The sequence below is a fragment of the Persicimonas caeni genome (genome assembly GCF_006517175.1).
GTDB classification, from domain to species: Bacteria; Myxococcota_A; Bradymonadia; order Bradymonadales; family Bradymonadaceae; genus Persicimonas; species Persicimonas caeni.
Map to the genome: position 1 here is coordinate 3,959,365 of NZ_CP041186.1, position 23,878 is coordinate 3,983,242.

18 protein-coding genes are annotated in these 23,878 nt (G+C 64.0%); 11 read left to right on the forward strand and 7 right to left on the reverse strand.

Going from position 1 to position 23,878, the window contains the following annotated elements:
- Positions 1 to 21: 21 nt before the first annotated feature.
- Positions 22 to 1,182 (forward strand): PAS domain-containing sensor histidine kinase, encoded by a 1,161-nt coding sequence (locus tag FIV42_RS14740; protein WP_141198427.1) that lies wholly within the window; start codon positions 22 to 24, stop codon positions 1,180 to 1,182.
- On the opposite strand, the gene recN is transcribed toward FIV42_RS14740, so the two are convergent.
- The gene (gene recN, locus FIV42_RS14745) at positions 1,183 to 2,880 is read right to left on the reverse strand and encodes a DNA repair protein RecN (protein ID WP_141198428.1); all 1,698 of its coding nucleotides are present in this window, start codon (positions 2,878 to 2,880) and stop codon (positions 1,183 to 1,185) included.
- Between the two features lie 389 nt (positions 2,881 to 3,269).
- Here recN and FIV42_RS14750 point away from each other — a divergent pair, with 389 nt between their 5' ends.
- The 3 genes from FIV42_RS14750 (at position 3,270) to FIV42_RS14755 (ending at position 7,589) form a co-directional block, all read left to right on the forward strand.
- Entirely contained in the window at positions 3,270 to 4,478 is a 1,209-nt protein-coding gene (locus FIV42_RS14750) for a tetratricopeptide repeat protein (protein ID WP_168210657.1), read from the forward strand.
- 293 nt (positions 4,479 to 4,771) lie between these two features.
- The gene (locus tag FIV42_RS30150) at positions 4,772 to 6,766 is read left to right on the forward strand and encodes a hypothetical protein (protein ID WP_168210658.1); all 1,995 of its coding nucleotides are present in this window, start codon (positions 4,772 to 4,774) and stop codon (positions 6,764 to 6,766) included.
- A 1-nt stretch (position 6,767) separates the two neighbouring features.
- A complete protein-coding gene (locus tag FIV42_RS14755) occupies positions 6,768 to 7,589 on the forward strand; it encodes an HAD-IIB family hydrolase (protein WP_168210659.1) in 822 nt (273 codons plus the stop codon).
- A 236-nt stretch (positions 7,590 to 7,825) separates the two neighbouring features.
- Here FIV42_RS14755 and FIV42_RS14760 read toward each other — a convergent pair whose 3' ends face one another.
- A complete protein-coding gene (locus FIV42_RS14760; RefSeq protein WP_141198431.1) occupies positions 7,826 to 8,425 on the reverse strand; it encodes a hypothetical protein in 600 nt (199 codons plus the stop codon).
- A 171-nt stretch (positions 8,426 to 8,596) separates the two neighbouring features.
- On the opposite strand from FIV42_RS14760, the gene FIV42_RS14765 reads away from it, so the two are divergent.
- From FIV42_RS14765 to truA, 4 genes are all read left to right on the forward strand, one after another.
- Positions 8,597 to 9,625 (forward strand): arginine N-succinyltransferase, encoded by a 1,029-nt coding sequence (locus tag FIV42_RS14765; protein WP_141198432.1) that lies wholly within the window; start codon positions 8,597 to 8,599, stop codon positions 9,623 to 9,625.
- Positions 9,626 to 9,874: 249 nt separating this feature from the next.
- Positions 9,875 to 10,915: an aspartate-semialdehyde dehydrogenase gene (locus FIV42_RS14770; protein WP_141198433.1), complete on the forward strand. Its 1,041-nt coding sequence runs from the start codon at positions 9,875 to 9,877 to the stop codon at positions 10,913 to 10,915.
- Between the two features lie 35 nt (positions 10,916 to 10,950).
- A complete protein-coding gene (locus FIV42_RS14775) occupies positions 10,951 to 12,870 on the forward strand; it encodes an MXAN_2562 family outer membrane beta-barrel protein (protein ID WP_141198434.1) in 1,920 nt (639 codons plus the stop codon).
- Between the two features lie 92 nt (positions 12,871 to 12,962).
- Entirely contained in the window at positions 12,963 to 13,772 is an 810-nt protein-coding gene (truA, locus tag FIV42_RS14780) for a tRNA pseudouridine(38-40) synthase TruA (RefSeq protein ID WP_141198435.1), read from the forward strand.
- A 91-nt stretch (positions 13,773 to 13,863) separates the two neighbouring features.
- On the opposite strand, the gene FIV42_RS14785 is transcribed toward truA, so the two are convergent.
- Positions 13,864 to 15,474 carry a hypothetical protein gene (locus FIV42_RS14785; protein WP_141198436.1) on the reverse strand — a complete coding sequence of 537 codons (1,611 nt, stop codon included), beginning with the start codon at positions 15,472 to 15,474 and terminating at the stop codon, positions 13,864 to 13,866.
- A 185-nt stretch (positions 15,475 to 15,659) separates the two neighbouring features.
- On the opposite strand from FIV42_RS14785, the gene FIV42_RS14790 reads away from it, so the two are divergent.
- Both FIV42_RS14790 and FIV42_RS14795 read left to right on the forward strand, forming a co-directional pair.
- Positions 15,660 to 15,989 carry a hypothetical protein gene (locus FIV42_RS14790; RefSeq protein ID WP_141198437.1) on the forward strand — a complete coding sequence of 110 codons (330 nt, stop codon included), beginning with the start codon at positions 15,660 to 15,662 and terminating at the stop codon, positions 15,987 to 15,989.
- Between the two features lie 325 nt (positions 15,990 to 16,314).
- Positions 16,315 to 16,806 carry a CarD family transcriptional regulator gene (locus FIV42_RS14795; protein ID WP_141198438.1) on the forward strand — a complete coding sequence of 164 codons (492 nt, stop codon included), beginning with the start codon at positions 16,315 to 16,317 and terminating at the stop codon, positions 16,804 to 16,806.
- 130 nt (positions 16,807 to 16,936) lie between these two features.
- Here FIV42_RS14795 and FIV42_RS14800 read toward each other — a convergent pair whose 3' ends face one another.
- Positions 16,937 to 18,301 (reverse strand): hypothetical protein, encoded by a 1,365-nt coding sequence (locus FIV42_RS14800; RefSeq protein ID WP_141198439.1) that lies wholly within the window; start codon positions 18,299 to 18,301, stop codon positions 16,937 to 16,939.
- 132 nt (positions 18,302 to 18,433) lie between these two features.
- On the opposite strand from FIV42_RS14800, the gene FIV42_RS14805 reads away from it, so the two are divergent.
- A complete protein-coding gene (locus FIV42_RS14805) occupies positions 18,434 to 19,297 on the forward strand; it encodes a UbiA family prenyltransferase (protein WP_141198440.1) in 864 nt (287 codons plus the stop codon).
- A gap of 329 nt (positions 19,298 to 19,626) precedes the next feature.
- On the opposite strand, the gene FIV42_RS14810 is transcribed toward FIV42_RS14805, so the two are convergent.
- The 3 genes from FIV42_RS14810 to FIV42_RS14820 form a co-directional block, all read right to left on the reverse strand.
- On the reverse strand, positions 19,627 to 21,288 hold the full coding sequence (locus FIV42_RS14810; RefSeq protein WP_141198441.1) for an exonuclease domain-containing protein: 1,662 nt from the start codon (positions 21,286 to 21,288) through the stop codon (positions 19,627 to 19,629).
- Positions 21,288 to 21,875: a hypothetical protein gene (locus FIV42_RS14815; RefSeq protein ID WP_141198442.1), complete on the reverse strand. Its 588-nt coding sequence runs from the start codon at positions 21,873 to 21,875 to the stop codon at positions 21,288 to 21,290. The genes FIV42_RS14810 and FIV42_RS14815 overlap by 1 nt, the downstream gene beginning before the upstream one ends.
- 351 nt (positions 21,876 to 22,226) lie before the next feature.
- Positions 22,227 to 23,648, reverse strand: a complete 1,422-nt coding sequence (locus FIV42_RS14820; RefSeq protein ID WP_141198443.1) for a KamA family radical SAM protein — start codon at positions 23,646 to 23,648, stop codon at positions 22,227 to 22,229.
- Positions 23,649 to 23,878 lie beyond the last annotated feature (230 nt).

Below are 23,878 nucleotides of genomic sequence, written 5' to 3' on the forward strand. Positions count from 1 at the left end.
AGGAAAAATGGGTGGTGGTCCATGTCAAAAACTCCGGTCGACCTCGACGAGGTCATGTCGGGGGGGCGTAATTCGACCCGCAAAAAACTGTCTCTGAGCCAACAAATCAACTCCCAGAATCAACGCCTCGGGCGTATTCTGGAAGATTCATACAACGAGATCTACATGGTGGATCCCCGCACGATGCGATTCGTGTGGGTCAACCGCGGTGCACGCGTCAACCTCGGCTATACGGTCGAAGAATTGTCGCACATGACGCCGGCCGATATCAGCGAAGACACCCTCGAGGGGATCTACGAGCGCGCCAAGCCCTTGGTGTACGGTGAGAAGCGCATGTTGAGCTTCGAGGGGGTTCATCTGCGCAAAGACGGCTCGCGTTATCCGGTCGAGATTCGCCTTCTACGCGCGGCCTCCGACGCCGACGCGACCGTGGTGGCCATTGTCCAAGACATCAGCGAGCGCAAGCGCAACGAGCGGATCAAAGACGAGTTCATCTCGATCGTCAGCCACGAGTTGCGCACGCCGCTGACGCCCATCATCGGCGTCCTAGACCTGCTCGAGAGCGATCCGGTGGTCACCGAGGACGAGCATGTCGAGCAATTGGTCGGCGTCGCGCGGCGAAACGCGCTGCGGCTGCGTCGCCTGATCGACCAGCTTCTCGACTACCGTGACTTGTCGCAGGGAGACGCCTCGTTCGACCTGCGCAACCTCGAGCTCGGGGACGTCATCCTCGCCTCGATTCATGCCTGCCGCTACCTGCACCAGCGCTACGACTTCGAGTTGAACTTGCAGCTCGCCTCCGAAGAGCTCTGGGTGCTCGCCGATCGCGGCTACATGGTCCAACTCATGAGCATTCTGCTGAGCAACGCGGCCAAGTTCTCGCCGGTCGGCGCCGAGGTCACTGTGGCGACCGAGACGCACGATTCACACGCGCTCATTTCCATCTCCGATTGTGGGCCGGGGATTCCCGAGGAGATGCGCGCGCACATCTTCGACCAGTTCGTGCAGGCCGACTCGACGGCCACGCGCCGATACGGCGGCACCGGCATCGGCTTGTCGCTGGCGCAGCTCATCGTCGAGCAATTCGACGGGCGAATTTTCTTCGAGTGTGGCGAAGAGGCGGGCACGACCTTCTATGTCGAGCTGCCGCTGTGCGAGAGCGCTGCCGATCTCATCGACTAATTAGCCAAGCAATTCGCGCGCGGCGTCGCGTGTTTTGGCGGTCACGCGAGTGCCGCCGAGCATGCGGGCGAGTTCCTCGACGCGCTCTTCTTCGTCGAGCGGACGAATGCGCGACCGGGTGCGACCGTCTTCGAGCAGCTTTTCGACCAGGTAATGGTGGTCGCTGCGCGAGGCGATCTGCGGAAGGTGGGTGATGCACAGGACCTGGTGGCCGTCGGCGGTACCCTTGATCTTGGCGCCGACCACGTCGGCGGTCTGCCCGCCGATGCCGGTGTCGACCTCGTCGAACACGTAGGTCTCGACCGAGTCGCGCGCCACCAACACCGTCTTGAAGGCGAGCATGATGCGGCTCAACTCGCCGCCACTGGCGATCTTGGCCAGCGGACGCGGCTCTTCGCCGGCGTTGGGGGCGAGCAAAAACTCGACGGTGTCGAAGCCGGTGGGGCCGAGGCGAAGCTCGGCGTCGTCGAGCTTCTTTTTGGCCGGCAACTCAGCCGGCTCGAAGCTCGTCACAAATCGGGTATGCTTCATGTTCAGGTCGCCCAGCTCGGCCTCGAGGCGCTCTTCGAGCACCCGCGCCGCCGCGCGGCGCTGCTTGCTGAGCTTGTAGGCCAACTCGAGGGCCTTCGAGCGCGCTTCGGCGAGTTTGGCTTCGAGCTCGCCGCCGCGCTCCTCGGCGTTCTCCAGCTCGGAGAGCTCGGCGCGCATATCCTCGGCCTTGGCCAAGATCATGGCCACGTCGGCCGCCCCATGCTTTCGCTTGAGCCGCTTGATCGCCTCGAGTCGCGCGACGATCTCGTCGAGACGCGCCGGATCGTTGTCGATGTCGCGGTTGTGCCCGGCCAACTCGCGGGCGACCTCTTCGACGCCGATGCGCGCCTCCTCGAGTCGCTCGGCGAGCTCGGCCAGCTGCGGCGCCCACTGCGAGGCGCGCGTCAGCTCGTCGATCGCCTCCGAAAGCTGCTCGGCGGCCGCCGTATTGCCCTCGTAGCACAGTACCGCGGCGGCTCGAGTCGCCTTGATGATCTTCTCGGCGTGCTTGAGCGTCTCCAGCTCGGCCTTGAGATTCTCGTCTTCGTCCTCTTCGAGCCCCGCCCCATCGATCTCCTGGAGTTGGAAGCGCAGAAAGTCGATGCGGTTGAGCCGCTCTTGGACATTCTCGTGGATGCTCGCCAGCTTGCGGCGAATGCGCGCCACCTCGGCGAAGCTTGCCTTCATCTTGTCGCGCAGCGCGCCCACCTCGGCGAACCCGTCGAGCATCTCGACGTGCTGAGTCACGTCGAACAGGCTGTAGTGCTCGTGCTGGCCGCTGATATCGACCAGGCCGTGGGTCACCTCGCCCAGCGCGGTGACAGTGGAGAGCCCGCCGTTGATGAAGACCTTGTTGCGCCCCGATCGGCTCACGATCCGGCGCACCACCAGATCGTTGCCCGTGTTGATCCCCTCGGCCTCGAGCCGCGCGTTGATCTGTTCGAGCTTGTCTTTGCGCGGCGCGAAGATCGCCTCGACGACCGCCTCGTCTTCGTCCGAGCGGATCACGTCGGTCGACGCTCGCCCGCCCAAAAGCAGGTTGAGCGCGTCGATGATGATCGACTTACCCGCACCGGTCTCTCCGGTCAGCACCGTGTAGCCCGCGTGCAGCGGGATTTCGAGGTGCTCGATGATAGCGAAATTGCGAATGACGAGGTGGCTCAGCATAACCTGTTAGTTCCCCAGTTCTGGACGCTGAAAGGACGGTCAGTATTTGTCATATTTTGGGCGGTGGGACAACTGGAGATTGAAATTTGGGGTGACGTTTTGTTGGCCTTGCAGGTCAGTCGCCTCAACCCCTCCCCCCTCCGGGGACCTCCCCTAACGGCAAAAAGCGCCGTTGGGGAGGCAGTGATTGCCCCAACAACCACATGTGGTTTTTCGGCCGACCATTCGCCCCCCAGAGCCGAACGCGTGGGGGGCAGGAGCTCGTAGTTCAAGCTCCGGGGGGTGAGGTTCCGGATCAGCAAGGCCATCTGCCACACCCACTCGCGAAATGCCCCACGTCCACAACTTGTTACACAAGCACCAAAGCACCCGCGAACCGGACAAGCACTATGACTGATCCCTACAACGGTTCCAACGCCACCAACGTCGTCGAAGCACACCAGTGGCTCGCCGACACCATCGAGACGCTCATCGACGAGGGCAAATTCGTCGAGGCGATGCGCGCGCTGAGCCGACTTCGCTCGGTCGCCGACGACACGCCCACGCGGCTCTTTTGCTACGAGAACCTGGGCGTGCTCGCCTACCGCGCCGGCGACGTCGACGAGGCGCGCCAGGCCTTCGAGCGCGCCGCCTCCCTCAAGTCGAACGAACTCTCCGCCGGCGATCCCGGACTGCTCTACGCGCTGGGCCACTGCGCGGCGGCGCACGGCGAATGGTGGCGAGCGCTCCTGCACTACCTGACCGCCTTTCATAACGCCCGCGATCGCGTCGACGAAGCCGAGTTCATGCGCACCGGGGCGATCGCCATGCAGCAACTCGGCTTTCCGGACACCGCCTTGTCGATGTTCTTGGGCGCGCTCGATCGCTCTCCAGACAACCCCTGGATCTTGGAGTCCATTTCCCATTTTTACGAGGGCGAAGGGCGCTGGTTCGAGGCCCTCGACGTCCAAGAGGCGCTCATCGACGTCTTGGCCGACGGGCTGCCCTCGGCGTCGAGCCGGTTGGCCGACCATGCGCAGGTCGATCGCCTGATCCGCCGGTTCATCTCGCTGTGGACGATCGACCGCCAGGCCGTCGAGAAACGAGTGCACGCGATCACCGATCGTCTGCGCGCCGAGATCGGGCTGGTGCGCGACGACGACCCCGGCGCTCCGATGGCCGACGCCGGGCTGATGTCGCTCAACCTTCCGGCGGGCCTTCATCTGCTGGTCGAGCAACTCGCCGCCCACGAGCGCAACTTCTTGCTGCTCGAAACCGCCCAATCGCTGTGGGCACAGGCGCGCCACGACCGCTTCGACGTCCACCTGACCCCCTACACGCTCGCCGGCGCCATCCAGGCCGTCTGCGAGCGCCTGCACTGGCGCCAGGCGGCGAGCTTCGACGAGCTCGCCGAGATCTACGGCGCCGACGCCGACACCATCCAGGCCGCCACGCGCCTCATCGCCGGGCGCTATGGCGTGCGCTTCGTCCCCGAGCACGAGCGCTACGGGGGCTTGGACGCCGCCGAGAGCCGCCGGCTCGTCCAGATCCAACGCGCGATTCTGTACGGCGTCGACGTGCGCGAGCTCGAAGGCGCAGTCGCGATGCTCGGGGATTGAGCTTCTTTGTGTGTAGGCCGTGCAGGGTTGTCGCGCCATCTTGCCGCGATCTGCTCATGCGCTCGGCTGGCGTAGGACCAGCTAGAACTGAGACGCCCTCCTCCTGTAGCCCGTAGGGCGAAACCCCTCTTCAATAGCCCCCTGCGTAGGGCGCCTTTCGCCCGAAGCTGGGGGATGGCGCTACGTTTCCCGCAAGGCCATCTCTGCCTCGAGCGAACGCCCTTGACCCGCATGACCCACCGCGCCACCATACGCGGCGTGGTTGAATCGAGTGATTTTTACAAGGGGTAGATGTGAATTATCGCAGAGTTGCATCGTCGTTATTTTTCATATTCTTGGCGCTCTCGCTGGGCGCGTGTGCCGGCTCGAAGGGAACGGACGACGACGCTCAGGCGCAGGGAAAACGCCTGCCCGCCTATTTTGAAGAGATTCCGGCCGACACCTTCTACTTCGTCGGCGGCAGCGAGCCGATTCCGGCCGCGCTGATCGCCAACGGCCTCGAGAAGCTCGAGACGTTCCGCAAATGGGGCGAGGAGCTCGACGCCGACATGCCGGTCGCCGGCCAGAGCCTCGAGGAGGCCAACCGTGCGGCCGCCGAGGCGAACAAGCCGCCCGAGCCGCCCGAGTTCCTGCTCGAAAAGATGGGCGGAGAGGTGAGCGCCGAGGGGCTCGAGAAGCTCGGCATCTCGTCGAGCCCGCGCGTAGCCAGCTACATGGTCGGCGTGGTGCCGGTGCTGCGCTTTACGCTGAGCGACGAGAAGAAATTCATGGCGCTCGTCGACGATCTCGAAAAGACCTACGACGAGCCGGGCACCGAGCTCGAGCACCAGCAAGTCTCCTACCGTCGCTACGGCGCCGGCGGCGACTACTTGCTGCTGCGCACGACCTCCGACGAGGCGGTCATGGCCGTGGTCGACGACGATGTCTTCGAGATCTTCTTGCCCTATTTCGTGGGCGCCAAGAAGCCCGCGAAGAGTCTGGCCGACGACAACGCATTCTTGCGCACCGTCGAGAATAACGGCTTCAAGCGCTTCGGCGCCGGCTACTTCGACTTCGAGAAGATGATCGCCTACGGCACGGGGACCGAGCAGCCCCAGGGAATCACCAAGGCGATCCTCGACAAGAGCAACTTCTACATGACCAAGTCGGAGCAGTGCAAAACCGAGTTCATGCGGATCGCGCGCATGATGCCCAAGCTGGTGGCCGGCTTCCGCGCCTACGACAAGACGACCACCGATTTCGCCTTCGGCGCCGAGCTCGAAGACGGATTCGCCCGCGAGCTCGCCAAGACCGTGTCGGGCACCCCCGGCCACAACACCGCCTTCGCCCAGAAGTCGCTCATCGAGGTCGGCCTGGGGCTCGACATGGGCAAATTGCTCGACTTCGTGGTCGCCGAGGCCCAGAAGGTCCAGATGCAGCCGTTCCAGTGCGAGCAATTCCAGGACGCCAACCGCACCGCCAACAACATCATCGGCGCCGCCGGGCAGGTCCCGCCCGCGATGCGCAAGCTCGCCGGCTTCAACGTGCTGCTTCGCAACGTGGTGCTCGAGTGGAAGGCCGATAACACCAAAAACGGCACGACCGTCTGGATCCCGCGCGTGCTCGGCGCGCTTCGCACCGACCAGCCGCAGGCGTTCATGTTCCTCGTCGGCCAGTTCTTCCCGCAGGCCAAGCAGCTGCAGGCGCAGCCCGACGGCAATCCGGTGCCCATCCCGCAGGCCGCCGGCGTCTACGAAGGCATCATCGACCCGCTGCTCGTGATGACCCAACGCGGCCTCGCCGTGACGGTGGGCCCGAAGATGGTCGACAACGGCAAAGAAGTGCTCGCCGCGGAACCCTCGGCGACGTCCCCGGCGCTGGTCCTGCGCCTGAACCTAGGCGATTCCGCCCAAGAACTCGTCACCAACATCAAGTCGCTGGTCGATAAGGCCGAGGCCGACAAGGACGCGCGCGGGCTGACCGCCGACGATATCACCAAGGCCCGTGAGGCGATTGCGACGATCGAGGCGTACCTTCCCAAGGGCGCGTGGTCGGCGACGTTCACCACCGAATTCAGCGACTTCGGCGTGCTCTTCGCCTACCGCGACCAGGGCGAGCTCGACATCGACTGGGATCGCGACCCGAGCCCCGAGGTCGAGGAGAATTTCGAGGCGCTGGGCAAGGTTTTGGGTGAGGATCCGCCGGCCACCGCCACGATCGAAGAGGAGGCCGTCGAGCCGGCCCCCAAAGATTCAACCATCCAAATCCGCCGCAAGGGCGACGGTATGGGCACAAGAGGTGAGTTTTAACGTGAGCTTGGTACTTCTGGACATCGACGGCACGCTTCTGGGCGCCGACGGCGGCGTTGACGCCGCCATCTGGTCGGCCGCCGAACGGCTGCGCGACGCCGGGCTTCGCCTGGCCGTGTGCACGGGGCGCACCCACTCGGGCGTCGCCCTCGACATCGCCCGCCGGTTGGATGCGGGCGCGCCGCATATCTTCCACAACGGCGCGCTCGTCACCACCGCCGACGCCGAGCCGAAGCTGTTGCACTCTGCGCCCCTGGGGGCCGACGTGCTACGCCGGCTCGTCGGCCACGCCCGCCGCCTCGAGGCGACGATCGAGTTCTATACGGCCGGCGAGGTCTACGTCGACCGCATCACCACCGAGTGCGCCCGGCACGCCGAGGTGCTCGACATCGCGCCTGTGGAGCGCGACTTGGAGGGGGTCTTGATCGACGAGGAGGTCATCCGCGCCCACTGGATCATCGACCCCGCACTCCTCGACCAGGCGCTCGCCGTCGACCTGCCGGCCTGCAACGCGTCCAGCGCCACGTCGCCGGCGCTCCCCAAAGACGCCTTCATCAGCGTGACGAGCGCCCACGTCTCCAAGGGCACCGGCGCGGTCTTCGCCGCCGAGCACCTGGGCGTCGACCTGGCCGACGTCGTCGGCGTGGGCGACTCGATGAGCGATATCCCGATGCTCGACGCCGTCGGCCACCCGTTTGCCATGGCCGACGGCGACCCGCAGGTATGCGAGCGATTTCGCACCTGCGGCCCCGTCGACCAGAACGGCGTCATCGAGGCGCTCGAGTTCGCGCTTCGTCGGTGCGGGGACTTGCAGCCGTCGTGAGACGTCTTCGGTGCGTGGGCTTCTAGCCCTCGCAAAGAGTCTTCGGTGCGTGGGCTTCCAGCCCTCGCAAAGAGTCTTCGGTGTGTGGGCTTCTAGCCCTCGCAAAAAAAGCGAGGCCAAGATGGCCCCGCACCGAAGAAGAAAAGCGAGGCCAAGATGGCCCCACACCGAAGAAAAAGGCCGACCCGTATTGCCGGGTCGGCCTTTTTCTTCTCGATCTCTCGCGCCCTACAAAATCACTCTTGCGGTCGCGGCCCGATCTCTTCGATGACGTCCGACTCGTTGACCGCGTCTTCTTCGTGCTCGGCCTGATCGTCGTCCTTGGGAAGCGTCTCGCCGACGATCTTGCGGTAGACGTAGCGCGAGCCGATGGAGGCGCCCATGCCCACGGCCATGGCGGCCGGGCCCATCGAGCCGGTGATCATGTAGACGGCGATGGTGCCGGCGGTGCCCGACGAGGAGGTCACGAACCCGCAGCCCGACTCGGCGGCGACGTGCTTGGCAGCCTGGGCGCCGTCGATCTTGCCCTCGCGCATGTATTTGGCGGCGTTGAGCCCGCCCACCGCGCCGTCGACGATGGCCCCGGCGACGCCGGCGCGACCGCAGATATAGGCGACCTCTTTGGCCGGCCCGGCGATGGCCGCCGAGCGGACCACGCCCATGAATTGCTTGCCTTGTTTGGATTGAGCCGCGGCTTCGTAGGCCTGGCGCAGGCCCTGCTGGCTGCTCACCGCGCTGCGGCGCAGGCTGTCGGCCGACGCGCCGGCGGCGTGTCCGGCGAGTTTGCCGGCCTGGCGGCTCAATTGGGCGATGGCGTCACTCAGAAAGCTGCTCATATTTTGCTCGTCCGTTGGCGATGAGTGGTATTCGCGACCACTTCTAAGATAATCAACCGGGGTGGCCGTGACAAACGGTCTCTTTAATCTACAATCGGCCCTCGAGGCCCAAATGCAGTCAGGCAGTTCCGAAACCCCGAAACCCCGAAACTCCCAGACCCCGCAGTACCCATGTTCCTCTTACGCGAAGTCATCCCGACCGATCTCGAACAACTCCGAGATCTGGCTCGTAGACTAAACACGCTGAACCTGCCCAATGATTCCGCCCGGCTGCAGAAGCTGGTCGACGTCAGCCGCGGCAGCTTCGGCGGGGTCTACCGCGAGGCGAAGTTTCGCGACTATCTGTTCGTGCTCGAAGATCTGGCCGAAGACCGGCTCATCGGCTCGTGCCTGATCATCGCCCAGCACGGCACCTACGAGCGCCCGGCGGTCTACTTCAACGTGCGCGAGGAGCAGAAATACTCGACGACCCTGGACAAGCATTTCGTCCACCAGGTGCTCCAGCTCACCTTTAACTACGATGGGCCCACCGAGATCGGCGGGCTGATCTTGCACCCCGACTACCGCGGCCACCAGCTCAAGCTGGGTAAATTGCTCAGCTTCGTGCGCTTTTTGTTCATCGGGCTGCACCGCGACCTGTTCCGCGACCGCATCGTCGCCGAGCTGCTGCCGCCGCTCAACCCCGACGGCACCAGCGACTTGTGGGATTGCCTGGGCCAGAACTTCACGCACCTCGACTACCGCACCGCCGACCTTCTGAGCCGCGACAACGTCGAGTTTATCCGCAGCCTCTTTCCGTCGACGCCCATCTACACCTCGCTTTTGCCCGAGCACGTGCGCGACCTGATCGGCGTGGTCGGCAAGCGCACCCGCCCGGCCAAGCGCATGCTCGAGGGGATCGGGTTTCGGTGGGACCACTCCATCGATCCCTTCGACGGCGGGCCGACCTACGCGGTGGAGGCGAATCGCTGCGAGCCGGTCACCCGCACCAAGCGCGTCGCTTTTGCCGGCGAGTTCGGCGAGGATGAGCGCGCCGACGGCCGGGCGCTGGTGTCGGTGGAAGACGAGTCGCGCGAGGCGCGCTTTATGGCGTCTTTGTGCGAGTACCGCGAGGTCGACGGCGGCGTCGAGCTGCGCGGCGAAGCGCTCGAAAAGCTCGCCCCGGAGGGCGAGGTGGGTATGATGCGGCTATCATGGTGATTGAAACGACCCTCTAATTGTCGTTCCGCGAGGGCGTAGTTCGCCCTCGCCCCTAATAGCGGGCGTCTCTTGCCAGCAAGGCGCTCATTGAAACGAAGCGAAAGAGGCGGCCTTGCACAGGTCGTTTCTTGCCAGCAAGGCCTCCCCCATGGAATATCCCCACCCCCGAGCGACCTTGATTGAACCGGGTGAAAAAAGTTACGTGGTGGGTCCCTGTGCACGCGATCCACTCTCTTAGGAGCTTCAGAGATGGCAGGAACCGAGATCAACGAGACGGGATTCAACGTGGCCGTGGTCGGCGCTACCGGCGCCGTGGGCCGCGAGATGCTCGATATTCTGGAAGAGCGCGACTTTCCGGTGCGCACGCTGCGCGCCATGGCCTCGAAACGCTCGGCGGGCAAGACCGTCGAGTTTCGCGGCAAAGAAGTCGTCATCGAGGATCTCGAGGAGGCGTCTTTCGAGGGCGTCGACTTCGGGTTGTTTTCGGCCGGCGGCAGCGTGAGCAAAAAGCACGCCCCGCGCGCCGTCGACGCCGGTGTGGTCGTCATCGACAACACCAGCGCCTTTCGTATGGACCCGGACGTCCCGCTGGTCGTCCCCGAGGTCAACCCCGAGGCGATCGTCGACGGGCCGGGCATCATCGCCAACCCGAACTGCTCGACCATCCAGATGGTCGTGGCTTTGAAGCCCCTGCACGACGCCGCGGGCCTCGAGCGCATCATCGTGAGCACGTACCAATCGGCCTCCGGCGCCGGCCAAAAGGGCATCGACGAGCTGATGGCCTCGGTCAAAGCGCGCGTCGAGGGCACCGACGAGCCCGAGGCGCAGAAATTCGCCCACCCGCTCGCCTTCGAGGCCCTGCCGCATATCGACGTGTTCTTCGACTCGGGCTTTACCCGCGAAGAGCTCAAGATGGTCAACGAGACGCGTAAAATCATGACGCTGCCCGAGCTCGAGGTGGCGGCCACGTGTGTGCGCGTGCCCTCGGTGCGCAGCCACTCCGAGTCGGTCACCGTCGACCTCGACGGCGAGCTGAGCGTCGAGAAGGCCCGCGAGCTGTGGGAAGCCGCGCCGGGCGTCAAGGTCTACGACGACCCCGCCAACAACGTCTACCCCTTGGCCCGCCTGGCCGAGAAGACCGACGACACCTGGGTCGGCCGCATCCGCCAGGACCTCGACCGCCCCCAAACGCTGCACTTCTGGGTCGTGAGCGACAACCTGCGCAAAGGCGCCGCGCTCAACGCCGTACAAATCGCCGAAGAACTCGTCCGACGCCGCTCGGAGACTTGATCTAGTTAAGGATGACGATGCACCGCTTTCCTTTGATGAAATGTTTGTTTGCGTTGCCCGCTGCTCTCCTTCCGCTCGCCGCCTTGCCCGCCACCGGCACGGCGGTCGAACTGGAGGACTCCACGATCGTGACGAACGTCGAGATCGGGCCGACAGGGCAGGACAACTTCTTCGACGTCCAGGACAACGGGCAGCTGGTCATCGTCGGGCAGGACGAGTGCATCAGCCTCTTCGAGCGCAAGATAGAAATCGCGTTCAAGTTTCAATTGTCGTCGCAGCCCGAAAGCGTCGTCGACTTCACGCGTGTTTTCGCGGTGCCCACCGACCAGACCCCCGACGACTTCGAGTGTGACGAGGACAGCTCCGACGACTGCACCACCGCAGCAGTTGACAACACCGACTTTACTGATCTCGATCCCAATACCGAATTCAACTTCGGCGCCAAGATCGAGTTCAGCGATCTGGTCTCCACGGCGGTCGAGGGCCAGGAGATCACCGAGCAGGCCACCAACAACGAAATCGAGCTGCTGCTCAACAAGGAAGACTGCACCGAGCTCGAGGTCGACCAACAGTATTTCTACCGCATCGTCTTCAACCCGACGACCACGGGGGATGTACAGACGCGCGTCGATCTTTTCGACGCGGTCGTCGAGCTCGACACCAAGCCGCCGACGCCGCCGACCGACATCAGCAGTGTGGTGGTCACCGAGGCCGAGGCGTCGCTGAACTGGAGGCTCGAGGGGGATCAGGACGTGCCGCTCGACGTCGACCGGCAGATCGACGAGCGTGCGGTCAACCCGTTCGTGCTGTTTTATTCGGAGCGCGATCTGTCGGAGTTGACCGTCCGCCAGGCGCTCGACGCCGACGATGTGTTCACCAGCCCGCTCATTCGCGACAACCTGAACAACGATGGGCCCGATTTTTCGGGCAACGCCGACCTCGACGAGCTCGACTTGAGCGGCGAAGACTCGCGTATCTTCATCGCCATCGCTTCGCGCGACGACGCGGGCAATTACAGCGAGCTTGTCATCCCCGGCGCCGAGTTCGACCCCGAAGGCGACGGCTTCGCGCCGGTGCCTGTGATCGACTTTTGGGAGAATTACAAAGAAGCCGGCGGCGCCGAAGCCGGCGGCTGCAGCACCACCGGCGGCCCGCTGAGCGGCTCGGCGGCCGTGCTCGGCCTGCTCGGACTCGGCCTGTTCGGCTGGCGTCGACGGAGGCGTCTTCGGCAAGCTGCGCCCGTAATCGCCGCCATCGGCGCGTTCGGGTTGGTAGCAACCGCGTCGCCCGACGCCCACGCTCAGTCGCCCACCTGGGGGCTCGCCGAGCTGCGCATCGGCGGCTACTACCCGTCGATCGACGACGAAGCGGGCCTGCAGGGCGAGCCGTTTCGTGAAATCTTCGGCGGCGGCAGCCGCGTGCTCGTCGAGTACGAGCAGGGGGTTCATATCTACGACGGCTTCGGCGCGTTCGGCGCCAGCGGCTCGTTCGGCTACACCCACTTCGGTGGCAAAGCGCTCGTCGACGAGAATAGCGGACTGACGCAAGACGACATCAACGCCGAGACCGGCATGATGGTCATCCCCCTGCGCGCCGGCCTTTACTACCAGCTCGATCAGCTCCAGGAGTACTGGGATATCCCGCTCGCGCCGATCCTCAAAGGCGGCGTCGACTACTTCTTGTGGCAAATCGAGGACTCCGCCGGCGACACCGCCGACGTCGACGGCCAAGATGGCGACGGCGGCACCTGGGGCTGGCACGTCGCCGCCGGCCTGCAATTGGGCCTCGACTGGATCGACCCGAGCTCCTCGGGCGCGATGGATTACAACTGGGGTATCAATCACACCTACGCCTTCGCCGAGTACCAGATCATGGAGGTCGACGACTTCGGCGCGAGCGACAGTTTTATCCTGTCCGACGACCGTTGGGTCTTCGGGCTTGCTTTCGAATATTAAACGACAGATTCACCACGGGGAGCACAGGGGGCACGGAGGTTTCTTTTTTGCCTCTGTGTCCCCCGTGTTCTCTGTGGTGAAATAAGCAGTTCATGAAAACGCATTACCGCATTCTCGTCGCCTACGACGGCACCGCCTACCACGGCTGGCAGATCCAGTCGGTCGATCGCTCCGTCGAGGGGGATCTGACCAAGGCCGCCGCGCGCATCCTCAACTGCTCGCCCGATGACTTGAAAGTGCAGGGCGCGAGCCGCACCGATTCGGGGGTGCACGCGCTGGGGCAGGTGGCCCATATCGCCTACGACCTCGACGCGCCGCGCTCGACCTGGGACTTCGTGCGTGGGCTGAACGCGCTGACCGACGACGATATCTGCGTCGTCTACTGCGAGCCCGCCCCCGAGGGCTTCCACGCTCGGCACTCGGCGCGCGGCAAGATCTATCGCTATAAGGTCTGGAATCACCGCTTCGCGCATCCCCTCTATGGGGACCAGCAGTGGAGGGTCAACGGCCCGCTCGACCTCGACGCAATGCGCGACGCGGCCGAGCGCCTGGTCGGCGAGCACGACTTCGAGGCGTTTCGCGCCGCCGACTGCGACGCCGAGACCACCGTGCGCGAGCTTCGCCGCGTCGAGGTCTTTCAAGACGGCCCCCAGCTGACCATCGAGGTCGAGGGGACGGCGTTCTTGAAGTACATGGTGCGCATCATCTCGGGCACGCTGGTCGACATCGGCGCCGGGCGCCACGAGCCGGCGGTCATCGACGAGATGTTCCGCACCGGCGACCGCGGCCTGGGCGGCATCACCGCGCCGGCGCAGGGGCTCACCCTCGTCGAAGTCTTCTACCCCGACTACCCGTGGCCCGGCGGGACTCCTCGCCTGGGTGGGCCGTGGCAGCCTTCTTGAGGCGGCTATTGGGGCGGACAAACTACAATTTGAGGGTTGCGAATTGAGACGACGTTCCGATTCGCAACGCCTGCAAGGCGACCGCTTTCGATTAGTTTTTCTGCAGAGTCCCGTACTTGACCCGCAGCGGCTCGAGGTCGAGGCGAGCGTCGTGCTCGTCCTCGTACTGGCTGACGAAGCCGGGCACGAGCTGGTTCTTGGCGCGTGCTTCGAATTGCTTTCGGAAGGCTTCTTTCTCCCGTTCGAAGTCCTCCTTGTCCTTCTCTTGCCGGTCGAGCACGCGGAACGTCCAGACCTTCTTGCGCGACAAGACCGGGGTGTCGACGACCGGGTCGTCGAGGTCCATGGTGAACGCCTTCTGGGCGACCTCTTCGGCCAGGCCCACCGTGGGGATGAAGCCGCGGTCGTTTTGGGGGAAGAGCGGCGTGCGGCGGACCTGATAGCCCTTGGACTTCATACGCTTTTCGAAGTCGGCGAGCGCCGACTCGGGGACCTTGCCGGTCTTGTCGGAGGGGAGTTTCTCCATCGCCTCGATGACCTCCTTGGCCTGGGCGCGACGCTTGGGCGGGATGGAATTGCCCCCGAGTAGCTCGGCGGCGATCTCGCGCTGGAGCGCGGCGGTGAGCTCGGCTTCTTTGGAGTCGCGGTGTCCCTCGACCTTCCAGGCGTAGGCGCCGCGCGGGCCTTTGGTCTGAAAACCGGTGCTGCCCGTATCTGCGTCGAACGCCTTGGCGTTTTCGCCGCGCACCAAAAGCGCACCCGTCTCACTCTGGAGCCCCAGGTCGGCGGCGATTTTGTCGGGGGCGTCGCCTTTCTGGAGGCGATCGGCGGCCTTTTCGAGCTTGGTGGCGTCGACGTTGCCCGACGGCGTGGGCGACAGCATCGTCAGGCGGACCATCGACGGTTGTCGGTAGCGCTTTTTGTTCTCCTCGAAGTGCTTCCGGATGCGCTCGGGCTCCTCTTCGACGAGCGCGGAGATCTCCTCCATCGACGGGGTATTGCGCATGCCCACCAGGAGCAGCGCGATCTGGTTGTTTTGCTGCTTGTACGCCTGCCACAGGGCCTCGTCGGGGATCTCTTCGGCGAGCGCGTTGTGCAACTTCTCGCGGAGGACGATGTCGCGAGCGATCGCGTCGAGGTCGTCGAGGCTCAACCCGCGCTCGGCGAGGGCTTTGGCGTCCGCATCGCCCTTCTCAAAGATCGGCGCGTACGCCGAGAGACGTCGGCTTTCGGACAGGGCAGCGACCTTTTCATCCTTGCTGGCCTCGAGCCCGCGGTGTTCGGCCTCCGCTTCGATGATCTTGTTGCTCAGCAGGTTTCGCACCACGTTGATCTGCAGGTGCGGAGTGGCCAGACGCTCCTTGGGGATCTCGGTTTGGCCCTCGGGGGCGATGAGCATGCTGCGGCGCATCGAGGACTCGAAGTCCTCCAGGGTCACCTCGATGTCGCCGGCTTCGGCGAGCACCGTCTCGGGCCCGGGTTGCTCGCCGTCGGCGTAGACGATCTTAGGCTCGTTAGGGCTCTTTTGGGCGATGGCATCGCCCTTTTGGGCGCCGGACGCTTCCTTGGCGCCGGACGCTTCTTTGGCGGCGTTCGGAGCCGGGTCGCTCGGCTTCTTGTCGCAGCCGGTCGCCAGCGCGACCAACAGCGTGCAGAGGACGAGGGTCCATGGCGTTTGCGTCGATCCTACTTTGCTTGTCATCGTCGAGGGGCTCTGCTAGAAGTGCGCGGCCGCCCATCGGGGCGGCGTTTGTAAATATAACTGCTTTCCAGGCACCTGCGGGGTTGCTTCAGCGGAGCCGAATACAGGCCACGTGCCGATTCTCCTGAATCATTTGCGTATTCGATCCTCCCAAAGCGACACCACAGTAACGACAGGAGAAGATCATGGCAAAGAAGAGTCCGCTGCAGCGTGTTCGCGAAGAGCATGGTTCCAAAGAAGAGCTGGCCGAAAAGGTCTTGGGCCTCCTCGAGAAGCCCGAAGACGAATGGGAGGCCGAGGACTTCGACCATCGCATCCGCACCCTGAGCAACCGCAAGCTCCTTCGCTTGTGGGAGTCGCACCAGAAGGTCCAAGAACAGTACGGTTCGAAGAGCGATCTGGTAGAAAAAATCGTCAAGGCCCGCTTCCCCGGCGGTAACGACGATTATGAGACCAAGATTTCTGGCTTCACGCTTCCGAAGCTTCTCGATCTGGCTCGCCGCTTCAAGGTCTGAGGCTTTGTGGTCGTCGGGGCGGATTCATCGCCCCGACACCCACCCCTCATGGAATGAACCATAATTCATTTCGGTTCTATCCTACGCAGTCGACAGGTGTTACTCCGCGTCGACATATGCCCCCAGGCACCCTCAGGGCCCGAAATTTTCCACGTCGGCGTTGCTTGTAAGTTCGGGGAAAACACCATAGACTACTGAGGATTGAGAAGTGAGGACGGGTGCGTGGCGACATGCGGCACGCGCCCGTTCGCGCGTCAATTGGTATGCGTCGATTACGCGGGGACGCAGGTCGCTGCACTAGACGAAAAAATTCTCAAGGAGATCCATGGCGACGGAGTTCGAGGTTGGAGACAAGGCCGTTTATCCTGCACAAGGCGTAGCGGAAGTTGTCGGGATCGACACCAAGGAGATCATGGGCACCTCACAGACGTTCTACGTGCTGAGAGTGCTCGATTCTGACAAGAAAATTATGATTCCGGTCGACAACGTCGAAAATGTCGGCCTGCGCCAAATCATCAATGATGAGGAAGTCGAGGAAGTCTACGACATTCTTCGCGAGCGCGATGTCGATCTTAACACCCAGACGTGGAACCGACGCTACCGGGCCTACGTCGAAAAGATTCAAACCGGTAGCGCCTTTGAAATCGCCGAGGTCCTGCGCGACCTGAACCTGCTCAAGTTCGAAAAGACCTTGAGCTTCGGCGAGCGCAAGATGCTCGACACTGCCCGGCGCCTGTTTGTGCAGGAGCTGGCGATCGCAAAGAGCACCACCGAGCAAGATATTCTCAACGAGCTCGAGCACATCTTCTCGGCGTAACGTCGAGGAGAGCTGACGAGCAAAAAAGTAAAAGAGCAAAAGAGCAAAAGAGTAAAAGAGCAAAAAAGAAGCCCGGCTCCGACGAGCCGGGCTTTTTTTGTGTGCTTCTGAGCTCAGTTAGCGCCTTCCATCAGGGGGCGTCGTCGATACACGCGCCCAGGTCCTCTCGCTGCTGGTCGTACTGGTAGCAGTCCTGGTCGTCGCCGCAGTCGTCGTCGCCCTCGCTCAGGCGGCAGAAGCGGGTGCACTCGGGGTCCTGGAATTGTCCGCTGGGCACGCAGGTGACCGCGTCCTGGTTGCAGGCGCTGAAGACCTGGCGCTGGTTGCACTGGTCGCCCTCGGTCGCGTTGCCGGCGTCGGGGCGGCACATGCCCAGACGATCGGTGAGCGGCACGCAGTGGCCGTTGGCGCAGTCGGTGTCGCTGTTGAAGGCGTTGCTGAAGGCGCGACAGGCAGGCACGCAGCGTGCGCCGCGCTGAAGGTCGAGGCAGATGGCACCCTCTTCGCAGTCGAAGAAGGCGTCGGAGTCGCACGAGTCGCCGAGCCGGTTGTTCGGGTTGGTCGGCACGCAGATACCCTCGCGGTCGCTGCCGTCATAGGGCAGGCAACCCCAGCCGGGCAGGCCGCATCCCTGGCTGATCGTGCATCCGCTCAGGCACACGCCTTGCTCGCCGTCGCCGAAGGCGCACACACTGCCGGGGTTGGGGCATGTCGAGTCGGGGTCGTCGGCGTTTCGCTGACAGATGCCCAGGCAACGCATGTCGCCGCTGTTGTCGATGCTCGTGCAGTAAAAGCCGTTGTTCCAACCCTCTTGGCTGCAGGGCTGGTCTTGGAATTGGCAGGTGTTGGGATCGACGGGGGCGCACTGGCAGTTCGAGCAGAACTCGCCGTCGCCGCAGCCGCCGGGGCAGCACTCGGTGCAGTTTTCGTTGACCTGCCCGTCGCAGTTATCGTCGTAGGGTGTGTCGCAGCTCTCCATGATGCCGGGGTTGATGCTGCGGTCGGCGTCGTCGCAGTCCTCGTCGGCGCAGTAGCCGTCGCCGTCACGGTCCTCGCAGCCGCCGGGATCGACGCAGCGGCCGTTTTGGCACACGAGATCGCCCTCGCACTCGCGCTGGAAATAGCGCGTGCCGTCTTCGGAGCAGATCTCGAGGACTTGGCGTCCGCCACAGCGCCGCGAGCCGGGCTCGCAGACCATCTGGCCGGCGTCTTGGCCGACGTCGAGAAAGGGGACGTCGTCACCGGGAGGCACGTCGGTAGCGTCATCGGGCGTATCGACGTCCGCGTCGACACCGGCATCCGATCCGGTGACTCCGGCTTGTGGCTTGCAGACGCGCTCGACGCAGAGCAGTCCTTCGACACATTGGTCGTCGGAGAAGCACTCCTGGCCGGCCAGTTGCGTGCGCTCGCCGGGCTCGAAGCTGCATCCAGCCAGGCTCGAGGCGGCGACAAAGAGGGCGAAAACGCTGGTGAGGAGTCTCAAACGGCTAATCATAGCGCCGATCCACACAAAAAGAGTGCCAGGTAGGTTGCAAACGACAGCCAAGGTTTTAGCTAAAATATCGCCGTCGCGCAAAGAAAGCTGTAGTGGACACACCTACATTTGGCGCATACCGTTGAGCACGTGATGCGCCTTTTGATTTTCTCCAACATCTTTATCGCGCTGGCGGCGGTCGCGCTGACCCACGCCACGTACTATCTGCTGGGGGCCGGCGCCGCTTCTTGGCTGCCGCCGTCGTGGGGGCTCTTGGCGCTCGTCTTCTTCGCCACACTCTTCGTCTACAACCTCGACCGACTCGTATCGATCTCGCGCGAAGACGCCGTCGCAGTCACCGAGCGCCACACCTGGATCGACGCGCACCGAAGCTGGCTGTGGGCCCTCGCGGCAGTGGGCGGTGTCGGCTCGGCGGCGAGTTTTTGGTTCGTTCCGCTCGACCTTTTGTGGGGGCTGGTGCCGTTGGGTGTGGTCACGCTGGCCTATTCGCTGCCGGTGTGGGCGCGGGATGGCCAAAAGAGGCGCCTCAAGGACGTACCAGGGCTGAAGATCTTTTTGATCGCGCTGGTGTGGAGCTCGGTGACGGTGGTTTTGCCGGCGCTCGACGCCGGGGTCGAGGTTTTCGAGACCAATGCGGTTTTGGCATTCGTCGAGCGGATGATCTTCATCTTCGCCATCACCCTGCCGTTCGATGTGCGCGACATGAACCGCGACGCCCAGGCGGGCATTTACACGCTGCCGATGACCTTGGGCGTCCACAAGACACGCTGGCTGGCCGTCGGGTTGATGCTGATCTTCGTGGGGCTGGTCGTCGCCCACTACGGGCTCACCGTGAGCAGCGCGACAATCCCGATGGCGTTGTCCGGGCTGCTCACCGCTGCGGCGTTGTGGCCGTCCCACAAGGTGCACGGCGAGTTGTATTACGTGGGGCTGCTGGACGGGACGATGTTGTTGCAGGGCGTGTTGGTGGTGGGCTATCTGGTCGGGCTTCAATAAAGTTCGGGGCGCCGGAGGCACCCCGGCGGTCGAGACGAGGCCGCCGGGGTGCCGCCGTTTGGAGGCAGCGCTTCCAGCGCTGGTTGCAGGAGCGTGCGGTCTTGCTCACAGGGCAAGATGCCCTGCCTCCAAAAGCTTTTGCGACAGCCTCGAGACGACCGCGCCCCTTCCTTGCCGCGCGCACAACCCGGTCGGGGCGCGCGGCGTCCTCGCCCGCCCTGGGGCGTCACCGCCCCAGCTTGCGTGTCCCACGGCAAGGCGCACGCCCTGCGCGGACACGTGCGGGGCCCGAGACGGACCCCGGCGGCCGGGGACGACCGCGCCCCGGCCTAAATGAGCGCAAGAGCTATCTTCAGCTCACCCACGCCAAGCGACGTCTCATTATCAAACCGCACCCGAACCTCACGCCCATCGCTCAGCAGCCGGCGAAGCTCGGTCGTCAGCACTCGCAACCTGTCCCACATCGCCAGATCGAAGAGCGCCTTGCGCTCGCCGGCCGTTCGCGCATGCCCCGGCGGCTCGTCCAACGCCTCACCCTCCCAGTCGCGCGCCTCGACCACCTCACCGGCCTCGAGCACGATCATGCGCCCGTTGCAGCCGTCGATCGATGGTCGCCAGGCGATCGTGGCGTCGGTCAGCCTGCAGAGCCAACGGGCGCGTCGGCAGGCGCGGTGGGCGCGCCGAAGCGCCGTCTCGAGGGCGTCGGCGACGAGCTCGTCGGTCCAGACGAGCTCCTCTTCCTCGAGTTGCTCGTTCTCGGCCTCGTCGTCGGCCCCGCTCTCCTCGTCGGCCAATTCCTTGGCCGCCAAGTACTCCTCCCACAACACAAGCGCCAATGCGTCCAGGTCGCAGTCGCCGTGGCGGACGTAGAACGCGTCCACCCCCGCGTCGAGCCACTCGGCGGCGTCGGCCAAATACTCGGGCGCCTCCTCGGTGAGCCACTCGGCTACTGGCCCTGTGTCCTCGAGCGCGCTGGCCAGCCTCAGCGAGCGTGTCGAGCGCAACGGCCCCGTTGCGTGCTCGTCGTCGAATATGTCCGAAAAGCTCGTCCAGTCGGCATTCGCAAAGCGCAGCTCGCGGTGCTTTTGGCGAAGCCCCCAGTTGTACGGCGGGCTGTGGCGTTTGATCTCGTCGGTCTCGAGCAGCGCCGCTTCGAGCGGCGTGGGCACGGTGGTGACGTCCAGATCCCACACCTGCGTGACGAGTTCGAGCTTGCGCTCGCTCAGGCCGCGGCGCGTCTGGAAGTAGGTGTTGACGCGCTGCTTGAGCGAGGTCGCCTTGCCCACATAGAGCACGTCGCTCGTCTTCGAGAGCATGCGGTAGACGCCGGGCGTCTGGGGCAGCGACAGCCGCAGGTCACGGTCGATGGCGTAGTGGGTCTTCTTACTCGACGAGACCGGCGTCTGTTCGAGCCACTGGCGAAGCTCGTCGAGCGTCTCGACGCCGTGACCCAGGCGCAGGTCGCGCACGAGTTGGCGCCAGATCCAAGCGGTCGCCAGCGCGTGGTGCCCGGCGCGTTTTTGTTCGGGGAGCGTGTGGCCCAAATACCCTGCCAGCGCGCGGATGCCGCGGCGGGGCAGGTCGCTGAAGAGCCTGCGGGCGATGGCGTGGGTGCACACGATGTCGAGCGGGAAGGCGTCGTCGGCGCCGAATCGCCCGTGGGCGTCGTCCAAAAAGGCGCGCTCGAAGCGCGCGTAGTGGATGACCGAATGCGGCGTCTCGGCTGCCTCGCGGCGAAGTTTCTCCCAGACGCTTTCTGGAGGGACGGCCTCGGCCATCGCCTCGTCGTCGATGCCGGTCATGCGCTGGATACGCCGCGGGATGGTGTCGCCATCGGGCAGTTCCAGCACAAAAGAGGCCACCTCCGGCGAGCTCTCGTCATCGGCGCACGTGCGGCACCAGGCGAGCTCGAGGAGGTGGCCATGTTTTGGAGAAGCGCCCGTCGACTGGCAATCGATGGCCAGCACGGGCAGCTCGGTGAGTCGTTGCATCAGATGCTGAAGTCTACGCCCAAAAAGAGCATCACACGGCCTTCGTTCACGCTGGCGGTCTCTTCGACGCCGTTGATCGAGAAGTCGACGTCAGAGACGTTCACGTACTGGCCCATCGCGCCCAAGTTGAGATCGATGAGCGGCAGGCCGATCAAGTCGTACTCGACGCCGCCGCCGACGTTATAGCCGAAGTAGTCGAAGCCGGGGCTGGTCGTGGGACCGGCCTCGGCGAAAAAGGCGATGTCAGTGGTGGGGATGCCCACACGCGCCATCAGGTTGATGTCGAGCTCCTCGAAGCGGTCGTCGCCGTCCGCGAAGGAGATCGCCTGGTTGAAGTAGTTGAGCTTGAGCCCGATCGCAAAGATGTCGAAGCCAAGGTTGCCATGCGCGCTCACCCCGAAGCTCGCCAAGTCGTGGTCAGAGTCGAGCTCGGCGTTGGCCTCCTCGGTCTCGATATTCTGGAAGGCAAGCGGCATCCAGAGGCCGTCGGCGCCGAGTCGAAGCGCGGCGTCGGCGTCTTTGGGCGCGGCGGTGAGCACGAATCCAGCCGCGAGGAGCGCGACCATCCAAACAGAGTATTTTTTCATGGTAACTACCTCAAATTGTTAGCAGACAATTCGTCTACATTCTTTGTACCGATCTAGAGATCGAAAAGAAAGAAAAAGCCCCGGTCCTGTGAGTTAGACCGGGGCTGATTCGTCGTTATTCAGATACGGCTGTTCAGGAGAGGTGGCCTTGCAGGGGCGTGGCGCCGGCTATTTAAGGAGTTAGGATTGAGGGGCGGACGATGCGTAGCGTTTGCGCGTGGCGGTGCGATTCGCCAATAGCCACGTGGCTTATCTGCTTTTTGATCGCCTCGCGCAAACGTGGCTGCTCGTCCGCCCATCAATGCTAGTTCCACCTCAATAGCGGGCGCCCTCACCTGCAAGACCGTCATTCTAGCGCGCGCCCTTTCTGGCTTTCGCCTCCGCAATCGCCTGGTCGCACATCTCCTTTTGCTTCTTCGGGTCCTGCCAGGCCTCCTGGATCTCCTCGGAGAGCTCGCGAAGCGGGTCGAAGTAAAGGAAGAACTCGCCGGGCTTGACCGAGGGGGCGGTGTAGACGCTCACGCCGGTCTCGCGGTTGTAGTACTCGTAGGAGTGCACGTCGCGCTTGCCGCCGCCGCCGGGGGCGTCGACCACGTGGCAGGCGGTGTTGAAGCCGGCGGTCACCCCGCGCACGTTCTTCTCGATCTCGATATTCTTCTGCACCGTGGTGCGAAGGTCCTCGACGCCCTGGACCATGTCGTGCTGGTAGACGTAGTAGGGCTGGACGTTGATCTCGCTGAGCTTCTTGGTCAGCTCGGTCATCGTCTCGGCCGAGTCGTTGACGCCGGCCTGCAGCACGCACTGGTTGCGCACGGTCATGCCGCGCTCGAACAAGACGTCCATGGCGCGCTTCGAGATCGAGGTGATCTCGTTGGGCGTGTTGAAGTGGGTGTGGATGCACACCTCCTTGTGCAGCTGGCGGCCGAGCATCAGCACCTCGGTGATGGCGTCGAGCCACTTGTCGTCGCTCAAGACCTTCATCGGCATGACCGCCAGGCCCTTGGTTGCAAAGCGGATGCGCCGGATATTATCCATGCGCAAGAGGCGCTCGCCGATCGCTTTGACGTGCTTGTAGGGCAGGTTGTAGGTGTCGCCGCCGCTGATGACGATATCCTCGAGCTCGGGGCGCGACTCGATATAGTCGAACGCCTTCTCCCAGCGCTTCGGGTCGACGCGCAGCTTGACCTTCTCGACGGTGTCGGTGTCGACGCCGATGGCGTAGCTGCGCGTGCAGAAGCGGCAGTACACCGGGCAGGTGTCCATGACCAGGAAAAGCGCCTTGTCTTGGTAGCGGTGCGTCAGGCCCTCGACGGGAGCGTCGGCCTGCTCGTGCAGGCTGTCGAGGGTGAGCATCGGGTGGTCGGGCTTGAGCTGGCTTGCCAGCGGGATGAACTGGCGGCGGATCGGGTCGTCCCAGGGGTTGTCCCAATCGATGAGGCTCAAGAGGTACGGAGTGACACGCACCGCCATGGGCACCTTGCTAAAGCCCTCTTGGACGTCTTTGATGAAGTCGTCAGGGGCGACGCCCTCGATGAGGCCCACGAGCTTCTCTTCGCCGTAGGCCGAGTTGCGCATCTGCCAGATGTAGTCGAGGAATTGCTCCTCGTCGACGTCGGCGAACGCGGGCATCTCGCGCCACCACTCACCGTCCTTGAGGTTGCGGTGGGCGAGCACGGACGGATCGACCGGCGGCTTCTGGCGACGCTCTTTGGGCGGCGCGGCTTTAGCTTTTTTCGGAAGTTTTTCGGGGGTGATATTTTCGGCAGTGGACATCAGACTCCTCCTACGCACAACAACGGCGTGTTATCGGTTGTGTGGAACGGCTGTAACGGCTGATGAGTAAGGGCGATACAGCCGCACCACAAAACGAACGTTTTCTCGGCGCCTGTGCTTACAGGGCACCGAGTAGGTAAACGTATCGAACGTGGCGCGGCGGGCCGTAACCGCAACCGATTCCACACTCCCGTAAGAGGAGAGTCCGGCACCTCTAATTTTCGTGTTTT